The sequence below is a fragment of the Nocardia sp. Marseille-Q1738 genome (assembly GCF_965283145.1).
Genome location: NZ_CBDIMS010000009.1, coordinates 218,585 through 235,348 on the forward strand (window position 1 = coordinate 218,585; position 16,764 = coordinate 235,348).

At 68.1% G+C, this 16,764-nt stretch carries 15 protein-coding genes; 4 read left to right on the forward strand and 11 right to left on the reverse strand.

Annotated elements, in window-relative coordinates; genetic code table 11:
* Positions 1-268 precede the first annotated feature (268 nt).
* Positions 269-2,665, reverse strand: coding sequence for a cation-translocating P-type ATPase (locus ACWPXK_RS27720; RefSeq protein ID WP_454199102.1), 2,397 nt, complete (start codon positions 2,663-2,665; stop codon positions 269-271).
* On the opposite strand from ACWPXK_RS27720, the gene rarD reads away from it, so the two are divergent.
* Both rarD and ACWPXK_RS27730 read left to right on the forward strand, forming a co-directional pair.
* Positions 2,664-3,623: an EamA family transporter RarD gene (gene rarD, locus ACWPXK_RS27725; protein WP_454199103.1), complete on the forward strand. Its 960-nt coding sequence runs from the start codon at positions 2,664-2,666 to the stop codon at positions 3,621-3,623. The two genes, ACWPXK_RS27720 and rarD, sit on opposite strands and share 2 nt — an antisense overlap.
* 279 nt (positions 3,624-3,902) lie before the next feature.
* Positions 3,903-4,403 (forward strand): PaaI family thioesterase, encoded by a 501-nt coding sequence (locus tag ACWPXK_RS27730; protein ID WP_454199104.1) that lies wholly within the window; start codon positions 3,903-3,905, stop codon positions 4,401-4,403.
* A 118-nt stretch (positions 4,404-4,521) separates the two neighbouring features.
* On the opposite strand, the gene ACWPXK_RS27735 is transcribed toward ACWPXK_RS27730, so the two are convergent.
* Entirely contained in the window at positions 4,522-5,064 is a 543-nt protein-coding gene (locus tag ACWPXK_RS27735; protein WP_454199105.1) for a hypothetical protein, read from the reverse strand.
* 153 nt (positions 5,065-5,217) lie between these two features.
* On the reverse strand, positions 5,218-6,531 hold the full coding sequence (locus tag ACWPXK_RS27740; protein ID WP_454199154.1) for a DNA polymerase IV: 1,314 nt from the start codon (positions 6,529-6,531) through the stop codon (positions 5,218-5,220).
* Positions 6,532-6,825: 294 nt separating this feature from the next.
* Here ACWPXK_RS27740 and ACWPXK_RS27745 point away from each other — a divergent pair, with 294 nt between their 5' ends.
* Positions 6,826-8,001: a UTP--glucose-1-phosphate uridylyltransferase gene (locus ACWPXK_RS27745; RefSeq protein ID WP_454199106.1), complete on the forward strand. Its 1,176-nt coding sequence runs from the start codon at positions 6,826-6,828 to the stop codon at positions 7,999-8,001.
* 147 nt (positions 8,002-8,148) lie between these two features.
* Here the strand turns inward: ACWPXK_RS27745 and ACWPXK_RS27750 are convergent, their stop codons facing one another.
* The 6 genes from ACWPXK_RS27750 to ACWPXK_RS27775 form a co-directional block, all read right to left on the reverse strand.
* The gene (locus tag ACWPXK_RS27750) at positions 8,149-8,676 is read right to left on the reverse strand and encodes a C40 family peptidase (RefSeq protein WP_454199107.1); all 528 of its coding nucleotides are present in this window, start codon (positions 8,674-8,676) and stop codon (positions 8,149-8,151) included.
* Between the two features lie 411 nt (positions 8,677-9,087).
* Positions 9,088-12,222: an isoleucine--tRNA ligase gene (gene ileS / locus ACWPXK_RS27755; RefSeq protein ID WP_454199108.1), complete on the reverse strand. Its 3,135-nt coding sequence runs from the start codon at positions 12,220-12,222 to the stop codon at positions 9,088-9,090.
* Between the two features lie 286 nt (positions 12,223-12,508).
* Positions 12,509-12,709 carry a hypothetical protein gene (locus tag ACWPXK_RS27760; protein WP_364336349.1) on the reverse strand — a complete coding sequence of 67 codons (201 nt, stop codon included), beginning with the start codon at positions 12,707-12,709 and terminating at the stop codon, positions 12,509-12,511.
* A gap of 77 nt (positions 12,710-12,786) precedes the next feature.
* Complete coding sequence (gene wag31, locus ACWPXK_RS27765) at positions 12,787-13,641, reverse strand: DivIVA-like cell division protein Wag31 (RefSeq protein WP_454199109.1); 855 nt, start codon at positions 13,639-13,641, stop codon at positions 12,787-12,789.
* A 69-nt stretch (positions 13,642-13,710) separates the two neighbouring features.
* Positions 13,711-14,013, reverse strand: a complete 303-nt coding sequence (locus ACWPXK_RS27770; protein WP_039797136.1) for a YggT family protein — start codon at positions 14,011-14,013, stop codon at positions 13,711-13,713.
* 89 nt (positions 14,014-14,102) lie between these two features.
* Positions 14,103-14,885, reverse strand: a complete 783-nt coding sequence (locus tag ACWPXK_RS27775) for a cell division protein SepF (protein WP_454199110.1) — start codon at positions 14,883-14,885, stop codon at positions 14,103-14,105.
* 30 nt (positions 14,886-14,915) lie between these two features.
* Between ACWPXK_RS27775 and ACWPXK_RS27780 the strand changes: the two genes are divergently transcribed.
* Entirely contained in the window at positions 14,916-15,092 is a 177-nt protein-coding gene (locus tag ACWPXK_RS27780) for a hypothetical protein (RefSeq protein ID WP_454199111.1), read from the forward strand.
* A gap of 64 nt (positions 15,093-15,156) precedes the next feature.
* On the opposite strand, the gene ACWPXK_RS27785 is transcribed toward ACWPXK_RS27780, so the two are convergent.
* Together ACWPXK_RS27785 and pgeF are read right to left on the reverse strand one after the other, a co-directional pair.
* Positions 15,157-15,933 carry a YggS family pyridoxal phosphate-dependent enzyme gene (locus ACWPXK_RS27785; protein WP_454199112.1) on the reverse strand — a complete coding sequence of 259 codons (777 nt, stop codon included), beginning with the start codon at positions 15,931-15,933 and terminating at the stop codon, positions 15,157-15,159.
* On the reverse strand, positions 15,930-16,658 hold the full coding sequence (pgeF, locus tag ACWPXK_RS27790; RefSeq protein ID WP_454199113.1) for a peptidoglycan editing factor PgeF: 729 nt from the start codon (positions 16,656-16,658) through the stop codon (positions 15,930-15,932). The genes ACWPXK_RS27785 and pgeF overlap by 4 nt, the downstream gene beginning before the upstream one ends.
* Between the last annotated feature and the right edge of the window lie 106 nt (positions 16,659-16,764).

The following is a 16,764-nucleotide window of genomic DNA, read 5'->3' on the forward strand; positions in this document are numbered from 1 at the left end:
GTAGGCGCCTCACTAACGCCGCCCACCATGGACGACGCCGCTCCGGCCGAGCTCCGAACACCGCCACGAGCGCCGCAGCGCTGGCAAAACAAACACAGTTCAGCCGATGCACGCCCCCAGCCCCGCCGGGCGCGAGTCTTACGAGCGCCGTTCGCGGCCCGTCTCGCGTCCGAGTGACCGAAGCGCATGTGCCGCAGGCGCGAGTCTCGGTCGCTCGGACGCGAGACTTCCCGGGGCCGCGAACACGCAGCGCCGCAGGCGCTGCAAATCAGACAGAGCGTTTGTCTCCGAGTATCGTCGCACTCACCCACCAAGCCGCCTCGACGAGCACGATACCGACCACGCCGCACACCACCGCCGCGCCGGTGAGCGCGAGGTTGGATGGGTCGAGTTTGAAGAACTCACGGGTGAACGGAACGGTGAACAGGAAGACATACGCCGCCACCGACACCGCGATCAGCACGACCTTCCACCACACGTACGGCCGCGCCACGATGGCGAGCACCCACACCGCGATCATGATCAGCGTGATGAGCGCGGTGGTACCCGCCTGGACCTTCTGGTCTTCGCTCGCCTGCGGCCCCGCGTAGGCGATCAGGTAGGCGACGAAGGTGGCCACGCCGATCACCACGCCCGACGGGATGGCCAACCGCATGACCCGCCGGACGAAGCCGGTGCGGGCACGCTCGTTGTTGGGCGCGAGCGAGAGGATGAACGCCGGGATGCCGATGGTGAACCAGGCCGCGATCGTAACGTGCCGCGGCAGGAACGGATAGCCGATCGGCTCGTAGCCGAAGATCTGCGAGCCCACCCCGGCCACGCCGATCAGGAACGCGAGCAGCACCGAATAGACGGTCTTGGTGAGGAACAGGTTCGAGACCCGCTCGATATTGCCGATCACCCGGCGTCCCTCGCCGACCACGTAGGGCAGGGTGGCGAACTTGTTGTCCAGCAGCACGATCTGCGCCACCGCCCTGGTGGCCGGGCTGCCCGAGCCCATGGCCACGCCGATATCCGAATCCTTCAGCGCGAGGACGTCGTTCACTCCATCGCCGGTCATCGCCACGGTGTGCCCGCGCGACTGCAGGGCCGCCACCATGGCGCGCTTCTGATCCGGGCGTACCCGGCCGAAAGTGGTGTTGCGGTCCAGCACGTCGGCCAGTCCGTCGCGGTCCTCCGGCAGCTCCCGCGCGTCGATCGGGTGGTCGCCGCCCGGCAGGTCGAGCGAGGAGGCCACCGCACCGACCGACACGGCGTTGTCGCCGGAGATCACCTTGATCGAAACATTCTGGCCGGCGAAGTAATCGAGTGTGTCGCGGGCGTCGGGCCGGATCTTTTGCTCCAGCACGACCAGGGCGGCGGGCCGCACGAGACCAGGGGCGTCCGGCGCGTCGACGGGACGGTCGCTGCGCGCCAGCAGCAGGACGCGCAGGCCGGAGGCGCCGAGTTCCTCGGCGACGCGCGCGTCCGCGGAGCCCGGGTTCAGCAGCACGTCCGGCGCGCCGAGCAGCCAGTCGCCGTGCTCGCCGTAGGAGCAGCCGCTCCACTTCTTGGCCGAGGAGAACGGCGCGACGGCGGTGCGTTGCCAGCCGGGCCCGTCCGGGAGGGCCTCGGCGATCGCCTGCACGCTCGCGTTCGGGCGCGGATCGTCGGCGGCCAGCGCGGCCAAGGCGGTGCGCACCTCCGCGTCGTCGAAAGTGTTCAGCGTCTTCAGGTCCGACAGCCGCATGCCGTTCTCGGTCAGCGTGCCGGTCTTGTCCGCGCACACCACATCGACGCGGGCCAGCCCCTCGATGGCGGGCAGCTCCTGCACCAGGCACTTGCGCCGGCCCAGGCGCACCACGCCGACCGCGAACGCGATCGAGGTCATCAGCACCAGCCCCTCGGGCACCATGGGCACCAGCGCGGCGACCATGCCGGTAACCGCGGGCCGCCACGACTCCTTGCTGGAGACCAGTTGGTTGTAGATGCTCAGCAGGCCCGCGGGGATGAGCAGGTAGGTGATGAACTTCAGGATCTTGTCGATGCCGCTGCGCAGCTCCGAGTGCACCAGTGTGAATTTGCTCGCTTCCTCGGCCAGCCGCGCCGCGTAGGCGTCCCGGCCGACCTTGGTGGCGCGATAGGCGCCGGACCCGGAGACCACGAAGCTGCCGGACATCACCGGGGCATCGACCGCCTTGTCGATCGGGTCGGCCTCGCCGGTGAGCAGCGATTCGTCCACCTCCAGCTGCTCGGACTCCTCCACCGTGCCGTCCACGACGATCTGGTCGCCGGGGCCGAGCTCGATCAGGTCGTCGAGCACCACCTCGCGCGGCGCGATCTCGCGGGACACGCCGTCCCGGCGCACGGTCGGCTTGGCCTGCCCGACGATGGCCAGCCGGTCCAGGGTGCGTTTGGCGCGGATCTCCTGAATGATGCCGACCGCGCTGTTGGCGACGATCAGCAGGCCGAACATGCCGTCGATGATCGATCCGGTGGCCAAGACCAGGACGAACAGGACGCCGAGAATCGCGTTGATCCTGGTGAAGACGTTCGCGCGGACGATGTCGCGCACCGAGCGGCTGGCACGATCCGGTATGTCGTTGGTCAGGCCGTCGCGATGGCGTTGCTCGACTTCCGCGCTGCTGAGTCCGGTGGCCGCCACTGCCTGCACGGTAATCGACATGACCGCAAGGCTACGGGACAACTACCTTCGTCATGTGCGGCGAAGCAGGTCCATCCCCGGTGCGGTGTTCGGCACCAGCGCGTTCTTCCTCTGGGGACTGTTCCCCGCCTTCTTCGGGTTGCTGGCGTTCGCCGACGCGAGCGAGGTGGTGGCACAGCGGATCGTCTGGACGCTCGTGGTGGTGCTCGCGGTACTCGCGGCGAGCGGGCGGCTGCGCGAGCTGCGCGGCATCGGCGGACGGACCTGGCGGCTGGCGGCCGTCGCCTCGGCCGCGATCGCGCTCAACTGGGGTGTGTACGTCTACGGCGTCACCTCGGGCCACATCGTGGAGTGCGCGCTCGGATACTTCATCAACCCGCTGGTCACCGTCGCGTTCGGCGTGGTGATCTTCCGCGAACGGCTGACCCGCCCACAGTGGGCCGCGCTTGCCCTCGGCGCGGCGGCGGTGGCGGTGCTCACCGTCGACTACGGCAGGCCGCCGATCATCGCCCTGACGCTGGCCTGTTCTTTCGCCACCTACGGTCTGGTGAAGAAGGTGATCCCACTGGACGCGCTGCGCGGGATAGCCGCCGAGGGCATCGTCTCCGCGCCGTTCGCGCTGGCGTTCGCGATCGGGCTCGCGGTCACCGGGCGTAGCGAATTCGCTTCCAGCCCAGGACATTTCGCGCTGATGATGGCGACAGGACCGGTCACCCTCGTTCCCCTGCTGCTGTTCGCGGTCGCGGCCCAACGGGTCGCGCTGTCCACCATGGGCCTGCTGCAATACCTCACCCCCGCACTACAGATGACCTGGGGCGTCGCCGTCGCGCACGAGCCGATGCCCGCCTCCCGCTGGGCCGGTTTCGCGCTGATCTGGGCCGCGCTGGCGATCTTCACCACCGAAGCGCTGCTGCGTTCCCGCCGCGTCCGGCACCTGCCGCGCGATGCCGAACCAGCCCCGCACACGAGCGGCACGTAATCCCTGCGGCGAGCTAGCCCGGAAACCACGGGTCAGCGGGACCAGCTGCGCGAGACACTGACCGAGACCACGGACGACCTGCAACGCTGAGCACCAAACGTGTGTTCGCAGACACGTCAATATTCGACATGCCGCACAGATCGTTCCGAAGCAGATTGCGGACCAGGCGCGTCAAGGCATGATCAACCCGAGACGCCAGACGTTGCAGTGTCGGAAATAGTGGCGAACGTGTCGGATCCGACACTGTTGCGGGGCGCGCGGCCCTCGTAGCGTCGACGCATGACAGCGCCCCACCCTCTTCCCCCCCGGACCTGGGGGCCACGTCCCGCGACAATGCCCGACATCCGGGGCATGACCGGCCGGGAGATCCTGCAGGAAGCGCTCGACGGACGATTCCCGGATGCCCTGATCCTGAGCGCGCTCGGTTTCCGCTTGGTGCAGGTCGGCGACGGCACGGTGGTGTTCGAGGGCGAGCCGGGTGATCATCTGCTCGACCCGATGGCCGGAGTGCACGGCGGCTTCGTGACCACCCTGTTGGAAGCGGCCCTCGGCGCCGCCGTGATGACGCGGTTGCCCGGCGGGACGCGGTCCACCTCGGTCCAGATCGGCATCCACGTGCACCGCTCCGTGCGCACCGACACCAGGACGCTGCGCTGCGAGGGCACCGCGATCCACGTCGGACCCACCACCGCCAGCGCGGAGGCGCGCCTGGTAGGCGTCGAGGACGGCGACCTCTATGCGCACGCCACCGCGACCTGCGCGGTCCTGCGGATGATCTGACCGCTTGCGAGCCGACGGCTTTCGCGACCACTCGAATCACCCAGTGGCGCGAAGTTATTCGCGAAGACCGGTCGGCCACCGGATGCACTCCGGTGGCCGACCCGATCGATCGCGCGGACTATGCGCAGGCCGCCGACTGCTGGCCCAGGTTGGTGAGCATGGTGCAGGCCCAGGCCTTCTGGATCTTCCACTTGCCGTTGTCGGCGACGAACGGCACGTCGACGATGTTCTCCTGGCCGTTCAGGGTGAACTTGGCCTTCGCGTTCACGCTGTCGCCGAACGAGGTCACGTCGGTGACCTCGATCTTCACGTCGGCGCCCGACGCGGCCTGGGACAGGCGTTCCGGCAGCGTCGGATCGGCTTCGGCGCCTTGGACGTTGTCCAGCTTCTCCGAGGCCGGAACCGTCGGGTCGAGCGCACGCGAGAGCGCGGTGTTCAGCTCCGCGACGGTCGGGACCGGCGGCAGGTTCGCGCTCTGGGTCGCCGTCGCCTTGGCGCTGGTCGCCGTCTTGGCGGCGGGCTTGCTGTCCTTGTCGTCGCTGCCGCACGCGGTCATGCCGAGCGCGGCGACGATGGCCAGGCCGGCGATCGCGATGCGTCCAGTCTTACGAAGCTTCAACTGCTCGTCCTTTGCGTTCGAGAGGTCCGTGTCGTGTTCCACCTTGGCAACCGCCACCCGAATCGGCGGCGGTGCACGAGGCCCCAGGCTACCGGCACCGGGCACTGCCGCCCGGATGCACACGGGACCGACGGATGTCGTCGGCAGCGAAAGTACGCGTCCGACCGGGCGATGTCGAGCCGTCGCCCGGGTCCGTCAGAGCAGACTGCCCAGCGGATCGGCCCGTGTGAGCGCGGCGTCGCCGGCCGCGAAGGTGCGCGCGGGACCCGGGCCGGTGGAACGGGTTTCGAAGCGAACGGTCACCACACCCAACCCCGCGCCCTGCACCCAGCCGTGACCGTGCTCGGGATGGGTGACATCCATGCCGGGATGCCAGACCGTGACGGGCAGGGTGGGCTGCGCGGCGCCGTTGTCCGGCAGCACCGGTTCGGGCTCCGGTTCCGCCGTGGGGATCTCGGCGACCGGGGCGCGATCGAGTTCGGGAAACAGCGACTCCTGGCGGACCGTGGACAAACCGCCGTAACTCACGCCGACCAGCCGAATCGGCCCGAGGTCGCGCGGGTCGAGCGCCGAGCGCTGCGCGGCGGCGGCAAGGGTGGCCAGGTCCTCGGTCGCATAGGGCAGGGTGAAGGAGCGGGTGACGATGCTCATATCGGACTTCTTCAGCTTGAGCACCACGGTGCGGGCGGCGCGCCCGTCCCCGATCAGGCGCCGGTGCGCCGCCGCGGCCATGTCCTCGATGGCCGGACGCAGCTGGGCGAGGGTGACGATGTCGGTTTCATAGGTGGTCTCGGCGCTGATCTGCTTGGCCTCGGCGCGCTCGGCGACCGGGCGGTCGTCGATGCCGCGCGCCAGCCGGTGCAGCGCGGCGCCCACGCTGCCGCCGAGGATCGATATCGCCTCGGATTCCGGCAGGGCCGCGAAGGCGCCGACGGTCTCGATGCCGAGCGTGCGCAACCTGCTCTCCGCGACCGGTCCGATCCCCCACAGTTTGCGGACCGGGAGCCCGGCGAGCAGCCCCGGTTGCTCGACCGGCGAAATCACCCGGACCCCATCGGGTTTGGCCAGATTGGAGGCGATCTTGGCCAGCTGCTTTCCGGTGCCGGCGCCCACCGACGCGGTCAGCCCGGTGCCTTCGCGCACCAGCGCGCGCAGTTCTTCGCAGAACGCGTGCACCCGCGCCACCGTCGCACCGGCCAGCTCGGCGGGCTCGCCGAACGCCTCGTCGAACGACAGCGTCTCCAGCACCGGGATCCGGCTGCGCAGCACGTCGAAGACCTGTCCGCTGACCACCCCGTAAACGGCGCCGCGCGGTGGCACCACCACCGCGGTGACGCCGACCAGCCTGCGCGCCTGATGCATCGGCATCGCCGAGCGCGCGCCGAACACCCGCGCCTCGTAACTGGCCCCGGCCACCACGCCGCGCCCGCCGGTCCCGCCGACCAGCACCGGCCGCCCGCGCAGCGTCGGCCTGGTCAGCTGCTCGACCGAGGCGAAGAACGCGTCCATATCGATGTGCAGAACCCAGCGCCGTGCGGTGCTCTCCGCGTCGGCGAGCACGGGCGGATGCCCTCCGTTCACCGCTGTCGCGCCGTACATTGTCTGGACCATGGATCACCGGTGACATGCTCGCCGGACGTAGCCCTCCGGATCGCAGGCGTGGCCACGCGCTCAACTATCCCGGCGACGGTCGCCTCTCCGGTACACACGGCAGCAATGTACGCCCGGCCACCGACATGTCCTCGCATGTGGTGACGCTGCACGCCGGGCACGAGCAGACCCGGGCTGCGGAATACGGCCAGCATGCTGATCGCTCGAGCGAAGCTTTTCAGTGGCGCACGGGAGCGCTGCGGTTGCCGCCCGACGCAACCCGTCGGCCCAACTCACGCTTTCGAGCGCAGCGAGACCGAGCATTACCTGTTCGCGGCCCGGCTCGCGTCCGAGTGGCCGACGCGCAAGCGACGAAGTCGCAAGCGGCGGTCGCTCGGACGCGAGCCACAAGGGGGCCGCGAACACGCAGCGCCGCAGGCGCTGCAAAACAAACACAGCGCTGCAATTAGATGCAGCCTTCGATATGTGATGATCGAAGCCATGAATATCCGCAAGGCCGTCATCCCGGCCGCCGGTATCGGCTCTCGGCTGCTCCCGCTGACCAAGGCGATCCCCAAGGAGATGCTGCCGGTCGGCGACAAGCCGGTGATCGAGCACACGGTCCGCGAGCTGGTCGCCTCGGGCATCACCGACATCACCATCGTGGTCAGCGGCGGAAAATCATTGATCCAGGATCACTTCCGACCCAACCCGGCGCTGGTCGCCCAGCTGCGCGCGGACGGAAAGACCGCCTTCGCCGACGCGGTCGAGGAGGTCGGCGAGCTGTCCCGGCTCGGCCACATCACCTACCTCGACCAGCACGGCCCGTACGGCAACGGCACCCCGGTGCTCAACGCCGCGCGCAATCTCGGTGACGAGCCGATGCTGGTGCTGTGGCCCGACGACGTGTTCGTGGCCGAGGTGCCCCGCGCCCAGCAGCTCATCGATGCCTACGAGGCCACCGGAGCGCCCGTCCTCGCGCTGATGCCGATGGACCCGGCCGACTCGCAGCGCTACGGCGTGCCGGTCGTGGCCGACGACCAGGGCAACGGCCTGCTGCGCATCACCGGGCTGCGCGAGAAGCCGAAGCCGAAGGACGCGCCGTCGTCCTTCGCCGCGATCGGCGGCTACGTGGTCACGCCCGGAATCATCGAGGAACTGCGCAGACAGACCGACGCGTGGTACGAGCACCGCACCGGGGAGGTGTACCTCACCGACGCGATCAACGTGCACGCAGCGAACAATCCGGTGTTCGGCCAGGTGATCCGCGGGCGCTGGTACGACACCGGCAATCCGGCCGACTACCTGGTCGCGCAATTCGCCTCGGCGCTCGCGCATCCGCAGTACGGACCACTGTTGCGCACCCTCGCCGACGGCCTCGACAACTGACGAGCGGCGCCGGCCCACAACTCCGGTCGGCTCAGTTCGATCGATGGCGCTGCCACGCGAACCTTCGTCGCCGGTCCGGGGCCTCGCCGTTCGAGCGAGCGAACCGGCAACCCAGCGCGCCATGCGGCGACGCCGAGCGCGGCGTGGTCAGAAGCGGCGAATGGCGTAGATGTCGAACTGGTTGAGCGGGGTGAACCCGACCGGCACGCCCGAGCCGTAGGCATTCAGCACCTGGCCCATACCCGCGTAGATGCCGACGTGCGAACCGTCCCGGTTCAGCACCACCACATCGCCGGGCATGAGAATTGCCCGCGGGACCGGGGTGCCGACCTTGGCTTGCTGCCAGGTCGTGCGCGGAAGGCGCACCCCGGCCTGCCGGAACGCCCACTGCACCAGACCCGAGCAGTCCCAGCTCAACGGCCCGGTACCGCCCCACTCGTAGGGTTTGCCGAGCTGTGTCGTCGCCGCCGCCAGCGCCAAGAGCCCGGTCGCACTCGGCATCGGCAGCGGTATCCCGGCCGAGCCGCTGGCACTGCCGGGATCGAGGCCCGAGACCAACCCGTCTCCATAGCCCAGCTCGATGCCGGAGGCGCTGCCGGTGTCACCCCACGCGGTGCCGGTGAGCATGAGAGTCGCGATGATCGATAGCAAGAATCCGAATGCGATACGGCGCAACGGTCTCCTCGGCACGTGCTCGTCCCTTCCATAGCCCGATCGACGGGGGCGCCGTTCGGCGACCCTGGCTAACGCACGGCACCCGCCGCGTTGTCGAAAGATGGCGGCGGTGACCGCGCCTGGCGCATGCGCGCCGGACACGATGCAGGTACAGGTAGAGCAGGACCATGGTCGAAACCGCTGTCCCAGGAGTCACCTCAGTAACAGCAGCAACATGGCCGATTCTCTCCCGCGGTTCGGTCAAATGGGAGAAATCAGCAAACTCTCAGCATGTGATACATATCACTCATTTCAGGCGATTCGGACCTGTGCAGAAGGGGAACTCAACGATGTTTCGCGTCCGGGTATCCCTCCGGACAGCAGTCGGGGCGGGAGGTGCGTCCCCGCCCCGACTCGCTCGGAATCCGGCGCTCAGGCCTTGGTGACCTTCGCTCGCACACCACCGACGAGATCGGCGGCCTCCGGGCCCGCGTCCCCGAAGGTCAGTGTGGTGGCGAGGATCTCGCCCGCGATCAGGTCGCGGTGGGCCTCGGCCCACGCGGCCCGGTCGGCGGGAACCTCCAGGACCACGGTGATGCGGTCGGAGACGTCGAGACCGGAGGACTTCCTGGTCTCCTGGAGGTCGCGGATCAGGTCGCGTGCCCAGCCCTCGGCCTCCAGCTCCTCGGTGACCACGGAATTCAGCACCACCAGACCCGCGTTGCCGGGAAGCGCGGCGGTCGACTCCGGCTCGGCGGCGACCAAGCGCTGGGTGTATTCCTCGGGCAGCAGAGCGATTCCGGCGGCCTTGACCACGCCGTCGGCACCCTCGGACCACTCGCCTGCCTTGACCGCCTTGATCACCGTCTGCACATCCTTGCCGAGGCGCGGACCCGCGGCGCGGGCGTTGACCACCAGCTCGAAACGGCCGTGCACGTCCACGTCGGTGGTCAGGTCCACCTTCTTGACGTTGACCTCGTCGGCGATGATGTCGGTGAACGGCGCCAGCCGCTCGGCGTCGGCCGCGGCGATGGTGACCTCGGCCAGCGGCAGCCGCACCCGCAGGTTCTGCGCCTTGCGAAGGCTCAGCACCGTCGAGCACACCACCCGCACCTCGTCCATGGCGGCGACCAGCTCCGGATCCTCCGGCAGCTCGCCTTCCTTCGGCCAGTCGGCCAGGTGCACCGAATCGCCGCCGGTCAGCCCGCGCCAGATCACCTCGGTGATCAGCGGCAGCAGCGGCGCGGCCAGCCGAGTGACCACCTCCAGCACCGTGTGCAGGGTATCCACCGCGTCACGGTCCTCGCTCCAGAACCGCGACCGCGACCGGCGCACGTACCAGTTGGTCAGCGCGTCGGCGAACGAGCGCAGCTCCTCGCAGGCGCCCGCGATGTCGTAGACCTCCAGCGCCTCGGTGATGACGTCCCTGGTTCGCGCCAGCTTGGCCAGGATGTAGCGGTCCAGCACATGCGGCGAGTCCGTCCGCCACGTCCCCGCCTTCGGCGCGTAGAGCTGCAGGAAGGTCCAGGCGTTCCACAGCGGTCGCAACGCGTGGCCGACGCCCTCGCGGATGCCGCGCTCGGTGACGATGAGGTTGCCGCCGCGCAGGATCGGCGAGCTCATCAGGAACCAGCGCATGGCGTCGGAGCCGTCCCGGTCGAACACCTCGTTCACGTCCGGGTAGTTGCCCTTGGACTTGCTCATCTTCAGCCCGTCGTCACCGAGCACGATGCCGTGCGCGGCAACGGTTTTGAACGCGGGGGAATCGAAGAGAGCCGTCGCCAGCACGTGCAGCGTGTAGAACCAGCCCCGGGTCTGCCCGTTGTACTCGACGATGAAGTCGCCGGGGAAGTGACTGTCGAACCACTCCTTGTTCTCGAACGGGTAGTGCACCTGGGCATAGGGCATCGAACCGGACTCGAACCAGCAGTCCAGCACCTCCGGCACCCGGCGCATGGTCGACTTGCCGGTCGGATCGTCGGGGTTCGGCCGGGTGAGCTCGTCGATCATCGGACGGTGCAGATCGGCCGGGCGCACGCCGAAGTCGCGTTCCAGCTCGTCCAGCGAGCCGTACACGTCCACGCGCGGGTAGGCCGGATCGTCGGACACCCACACCGGGATCGGGCTGCCCCAGTAGCGGTTGCGGCTGATGTTCCAGTCCCGCGCGCCCTCCAGCCACTTGCCGAACTGGCCGTCCCTGATGTGCTCGGGCACCCAGGTGATCTGCTGGTTCAGCTCGACCATCCGTTCGCGGAACTTGGTGACCGCGACGAACCAGGACGGCACGGCCATATAGATCAGCGGTTGCCCGGAACGCCAGCTGTGCGGGTAGGAGTGTTCGATCGTCTCGTGCCGCAAGAGCTTTCCCGCGGCCTTCAGGTCCTTGATGATCACCGGGTTGGCATCGAACACCATCAGGCCCTCGTACGGCGGAACCATCGAGGTGAACTTGCCGCCCGCATCCAGCGGCTGCACCAGCTCGATGCCGTTGGCCGTGCAGAACTCCATGTCCTCCTCACCGAAGGCAGGCGCCATGTGCACGATTCCTGTGCCGGAGTCGGTGGTGACGTACTCGGCGGTGAGCACCCGGTGCGCGTTCGGGTGGCCGACGAAGAAGTCGAACGGCGGAGCGTAGGACAGGTCGGCCAGCGCGGCGCCGTCGTACTCGCCGAGCACCTCCGGCGCCTCGCCGAACTCGCGCGCGTAGTGCGAGACACGCTCGGTGGCAAGCAGATAGCGCTTGCCGTCGGCCGCGCGCAGATGCGTGTAGCGGATGTCCGGGTGCACCGCGATCGCCAGGTTCGACGGCAGCGTCCACGGCGTGGTGGTCCAGATCAGCGCGTTGGCCCCGTCGAGGTCGTGCAGCGGATGCTCGGCGGGCACCCGCAGCGCCATGTCGACGGTGACCGCCGGATCCTGGCGCATCTTGTACGCGTCGTCGAGGCGGGTCTCCTGATTCGACAGCGGCGTCTGCTCATACCAGCTGTAGGGCAGTACCCGGAAGCCCTGATAGATCAGGCCTTTGTCGTAGAGCGACTTGAATGCCCACATCACCGACTCCATGAAGTCGGTATCCAGCGTCTTGTAGTCGTTGTCGAAGTCGACCCAGCGGGCCTGACGCGTCACGTAATCGCGCCATTCCCCGGTGTAGCGCAGTACCGACGATTTGCAGGCCGCGTTGAATTCCGCGAGGCCCATCTGGTCGATCTGTGATTTGTCCGTGATACCGAGCTGCTTTTCGGCTTCGATTTCCGCGGGCAATCCGTGACAGTCCCAGCCGAATCGCCGGTCCACCCGCTTACCGCGCATGGTCTGGAAACGTGGGACGACGTCCTTGACGTATCCGGTGAGCAAATGTCCGTAATGCGGCAGACCGTTGGCAAAGGGCGGGCCGTCGTAGAAGACGAATTCCGCTGCGCCGGAACGGTTTTCGATGCTGGCGCGGAAGGTGTCGGCGGCCGCCCACACGTCGAGCACGCGGCGCTCCATCTCGGGGAACGACGTCCCGTTGCCGACGCCAAGGTCGACGCGCGGGTACGCGCTGTTGCTGGAAGTGTGGTCCGCCATGGCGGATGCGTCTCCTCGTGCCGTGTCTCATTGGCACGGGGACGATGACGGCGCCCGGTGCGCCGAAACCGCGGTACCACCCCGCTTGTCCGGCAGTACGCCGGACCTCTCATTCGCGAGCTGTGACGGGCTCACCCGTTCGGTTCTACTGAGCGTCCGGCCCGAGGACCGTGCCGCCGTTCTTCCGAAGGCTCCCCGGTGATAGCCGGATCTACGCCGTATTCATGTTTGATTCTAGCCAGCGCGGTCAACTCAGTTTGCGAGGCGGGTCAGAGTTCGGCCTGCTTCACCTTTTGGCATGACGACCAGGGGGCGGTGGAATATCACCATCCGGCCTCCGCATGGACAGGGCACTCACCAGTAAGAGCACAGCACCGATGACGCACACCACGATGCACCCCCACGCCCAGATCACCGATCCCGTGGTGAGCGCGGCCACGAGCAGGGCGAAGCCGATCGCGGCAAGGACGAGTGTCAAGACGAGCATGATGACCCCCAAAGCATGCCGGGCGGCTCGACCGATCCCCTAGCGGTGGATGGACCGCTGCGCTGGGGTGCGTCGTGCTACTTGCCGCCCTTGGCGAACGAGGCGGGCGCGAGGTTGTTCGCCGTGTTGGCATCGGCGAACGCTTCGCCGCCGTCGACCGGTACGGCCGACCCGCGGTTCTCCAGCTCCTCGAGCTGCGACTCCAGGTACGACTTCAACCGCACCCGGTATTCCCGCTCGAACGTCTTGAGCTGCTCGATCCGGCTCTCCAGCACGGTGCGCTGCTGGGTGATGGTCGCCATGATCTCGGTGTGCTTGCGCTCGGCGTCGGCCTGCAACGCGTCGGCCTTCTCCTTGGCCTGGCGCAGCTGGTTGTCCGAGCGGGTCTGCGCGTCCGTCAGCATCGCGTCGGACTTCTGGCGGGCGTCGGCGATCATGGCCTCCGACCGCGTCCGCGCGTCACCGACCAGTCGCTCGGAATTCGCCCTGGCATTCGACAGCAAACTTTCCGCTTCGGTCTTGGCGTCACTGGTCAGCCGATCCGCCATCTCCTGGGCGAGGCTGAGCACCTTGGCGGCCTGCAGATTCGCGTCGGCGCTGGCGTCCTTCGCCATCGGCGCGGCAGGCATCGGAGCGGGCGGCGCGGCGGGAACCGGTGGCTTGATGGGTTCCGGCTGCGGCGGAGGAGCCTGCGGCACCGGCGCTTTCACCGCGTTCGCCATGGCGGGGCCGCGATTCTTCTTGGCGTCGGCCAGTTCCGCGTCGAGTTCGGCGACCCGCTGGCGCAGGTCGGCGTTCTCCTCGATCAGACGCGAGAGCTCCTGCTCCACGAGATCCAGGAACGCGTCGACTTCATCCTCGTTGTAGCCGCGCTTCCCGATCGGCGGTTTGCTGAACGCGACGTTGTGCACATCGGCTGGGGTCAGCGGCATGGAAGGATCCCTTCACGCGTCTTTTGGAGATCTAGCAGATCTAGCAAGCTGTCTACACGGCCCATTCTGTCACACCGGAGCTACCGGTTGCCCGAGCCTGCCCACGATCGACATCAGGATGAACACGATGAAAAGCAGGACCATTATCGACAGATCCAGGCGAATTCCCCCCAATGACACCGGGGGGATCAACCGCCTCAGGAGTTTCACCGGAGGGTCGGTGATCGTGAAGATCACCTCCAGGACGACGACCACGACACCGGTAGGACGCCAGTCTCGGGCAAAGCTACGGATGAACTCGACGATCACCCGGCTGATCAGCAACAGCCAGAAGATGAACAGTACGAAGTACAGCACCGCGAACAAGGCCACGACTTCACTCTGCCGTAAAAATCGCGTCGCGCAAAATGACCGCGCCCCAGGACATGCGACCGGTCTGCTCCACCCCCCAGATCACGAGCTTATTTCTGGTTGTAGAAGCCGGTTTCCGCGATCCGCCTGCGTTCTTCGGCTGATACGTCGACATCCGCCGGTGAGAGCAGGAACACTTTCGTCGCCACCTTGTCGAACGAGCCGCGCAGCGCGAAGGCCAGACCGGCGGCGAAGTCGACCAGCCGCTTGGCGTCGGCGTTGCTCAGATCCACCAGGTCCATGATCACCGGATTGCCCTCACGGAAGCGTTCGCCGATGATCCGAGCCTCGCTGTAGTCGCGCGGGCGCAGCGTCGTGATCTTGGACAAGGGGCCTCCGTCCTCGAAGATCCCGGGCCGCCGCACCGGGGCGGGCTCGGGACGCACGCGCTCCTCCAGCCTGCGCGCCTCGGCGTCGGGATCGACGGCGAGTGCGCCACGGGTGGCGCCGCGCAGTGTCGGCGCGCTCCCGCCCGCCCGGAACCGGCCGGAGGGGCCGGAGTCGATCCGGGTAGGGCGCCGCGGGGCCTCGTACCGGTCGTCACCGTAGGGCTCGTCGGCGTAGTCGTCGCGCCGGGACACCGAGTATCCCGCCTTGTACGGCGACTTGTAGGCGGGCTCGGGGTAGTCGGCGTCGTCGAAACGGTCTGCGCCGTATCGATCTTCGCCGTAGCGGTCGACATAGCCGTCGCGCTCGGAGTAGTCACGGGGACGGGGTCGTCGAGCGCCGCGCTCGTCCACACCCCGGGGGGCGCGATCGTCGACGTAGTCGTCTTCGTAATCCTCGAGCGGAACCATGCCGAAGTACGCCTTGAACTTGTGCAGCGTGCTCATGACCGCTCCTCGCTGACGCTCGGCGCGCTCATGACCACGTTCGTGGCTGTGTCGATGATTCGCTCGCTACGCTCGCTCATTCCGGACACCGCCTCGCTGTCGCTCGGCTCCGTCATGACCACGATGGTGGCTGCGTCGATTACTCGCTCGCTGCGCTCGCTCATTCTGGTCGACCTTCCTTCGGCCCCGGTGGCGGCCGGGTGTTGAAGTCTTGCTCAGCCCTCGTCAGTTCCCAGCATATGTGTCGAATGTGACTGATGAGGTTTCTTTGCTACGCCGAGGTTATCGGTCGCGCACCCATCAAGGCAGTACCGACACGCACAACCGTCGAACCGTGTTCGATCGCGGATTCCAGATCGCCGGACATTCCCGCGGAAAGTTCTGTCGCGTCCGGATGATCGGCGAGCAATCGAGTGTGCAATGTCGCAAGTCGTGCAAATGCCGCATCAGACTCAGCCCCCAAGGGCGGAATCGCCATCAGACCCGACAAACACAATCCCGGCGCGGCCGCTACCCGTTCGGCGAGCGCGGCGAGATCGGCCGCCGCCACACCGCCGCGCGCGGGGTCGTCATCCAGGCTCACCTGGAGCAACACCCGGACCGGTTCGGTGCGCTCCCCGGCCTCCAGCGCGGCTTGCGCACCGGCGTCCAGTGCGGTTGCCAGGCGTTCGCTGTCGATCGAGTGGACGGTGTGCGCCCAGCGGGCCACGGCCCGCGCTTTGTTCCGCTGCAGCCGCCCGATCATGTGCCAGTGGATGCCGGTGAGGTCTTGCTCACGCAGTGCCGCCACCTTGGCCGACGCCTCCTGTTCCCGGGACTCGCCGAACTCGCGCCGCCCGAGCCGATGCAGGATCGCCACGTCGGAGGCGGGGAAGAACTTCGTCACCGGCAGCAGCCGCACCGCCTCGGGTGCGCGTCCCTTCGCGCGACAGGCCGCGTCGATCCGTGCCAGCAGGCCGGTCAGGTTGCCGGACAGCTCGGCGGTTCTGGCCGCGCGCTGCTCCCCAAGAGTCTGTGCTTCGGCCGCGACAATGGCCGGTTCCCTCATGCGGTGGCCTCCATCCAGATCACCCCGGCGATCCGGCCGGTCGGCGCGCCGCGACGATGGCTGAACAGGGTGCGGTCCTCGATGGTGCAACGGGGGTCCACGGCGATCCCGGCGACCCCGGCCTCCCTGAGCTGCCGCGATATGCCCGCACGCAGATCGAGCCCCGGGGTTCCACGGACCGTCGTGGTCGCGCTGCCCGGCAGATGTGCTTCGACGTCGGCGCGCATCGCGGCGGGGACCTCGTATTGCCGGCCGGAGGCGGCGGGCCCGAGAAAGGCGCCGACGCGATCCAGGCGCGCGCCGACCGAGACCATCGCCTCCAGCACGCGCGGCACGATGCCGATACGGGCGCCGACGCGCCCGGCGTGCACCGCGGCGATCACGCCCGCCTCGTCGTCGGACAGCAGAATCGGCACGCAGTCGGCGGAGAGCGCGACCAGCGCGAGGCCGGGCACCGTGGTCACGAGAGCATCGGTGGCGGGGACCGGCTCGGCTCGCGGGCCGTCGACGATTTCGACATTGCGGCCGTGGATCTGTTCCATCCAGACCAGGCGCTCGGGCAGCAGGCCGATTCCCGCCGCCAGCCGATCGCGGTTGCGCCGCACCGCCGCGGGATCGTCGCCGACATGATCGCCGAGATTGAACGAGTCGTACGGTGGCGCCGAGTAGCCACCGGCCCTGGTCGTGGTGACCCGTCGGACAGTCGTTGTCGGCGCGATAGTCATGGCGACGAGCCTAACGGCGCTCGGCGAACACCATCGAAATGCCCAGGTAGAGCGGAAAACGCTGCCGGCGCCGCCGGACGAAGGCCGTCTATAGCCCACGCCCGCC

What these genes read in the sequence shown, in the direction of transcription:
- rarD (WP_454199103.1), top strand. Translation starts at nt 2,664, where the DNA reads ATGACCGCAAGGCTACGGGACAACTACCTTCGTCATGTGCGGCGAAGC.
- ACWPXK_RS27720 (WP_454199102.1), bottom strand. Translation starts at nt 2,665, where the DNA reads ATGTCGATTACCGTGCAGGCAGTGGCGGCCACCGGACTCAGCAGCGCG.
- ACWPXK_RS27730 (WP_454199104.1), top strand. Translation starts at nt 3,903, where the DNA reads ATGACAGCGCCCCACCCTCTTCCCCCCCGGACCTGGGGGCCACGTCCC.
- ACWPXK_RS27740 (WP_454199154.1), bottom strand. Translation starts at nt 6,531, where the DNA reads ATGGACGCGTTCTTCGCCTCGGTCGAGCAGCTGACCAGGCCGACGCTG.
- ACWPXK_RS27745 (WP_454199106.1), top strand. Translation starts at nt 6,826, where the DNA reads ATGCTGATCGCTCGAGCGAAGCTTTTCAGTGGCGCACGGGAGCGCTGC.
- ileS (WP_454199108.1), bottom strand. Translation starts at nt 12,222, where the DNA reads ATGGCGGACCACACTTCCAGCAACAGCGCGTACCCGCGCGTCGACCTT.
- ACWPXK_RS27760 (WP_364336349.1), bottom strand. Translation starts at nt 12,709, where the DNA reads ATGCTCGTCTTGACACTCGTCCTTGCCGCGATCGGCTTCGCCCTGCTC.
- wag31 (WP_454199109.1), bottom strand. Translation starts at nt 13,641, where the DNA reads ATGCCGCTGACCCCAGCCGATGTGCACAACGTCGCGTTCAGCAAACCG.
- ACWPXK_RS27775 (WP_454199110.1), bottom strand. Translation starts at nt 14,885, where the DNA reads ATGAGCACGCTGCACAAGTTCAAGGCGTACTTCGGCATGGTTCCGCTC.
- ACWPXK_RS27780 (WP_454199111.1), top strand. Translation starts at nt 14,916, where the DNA reads ATGACCACGTTCGTGGCTGTGTCGATGATTCGCTCGCTACGCTCGCTC.
- ACWPXK_RS27785 (WP_454199112.1), bottom strand. Translation starts at nt 15,933, where the DNA reads ATGAGGGAACCGGCCATTGTCGCGGCCGAAGCACAGACTCTTGGGGAG.
- pgeF (WP_454199113.1), bottom strand. Translation starts at nt 16,658, where the DNA reads ATGACTATCGCGCCGACAACGACTGTCCGACGGGTCACCACGACCAGG.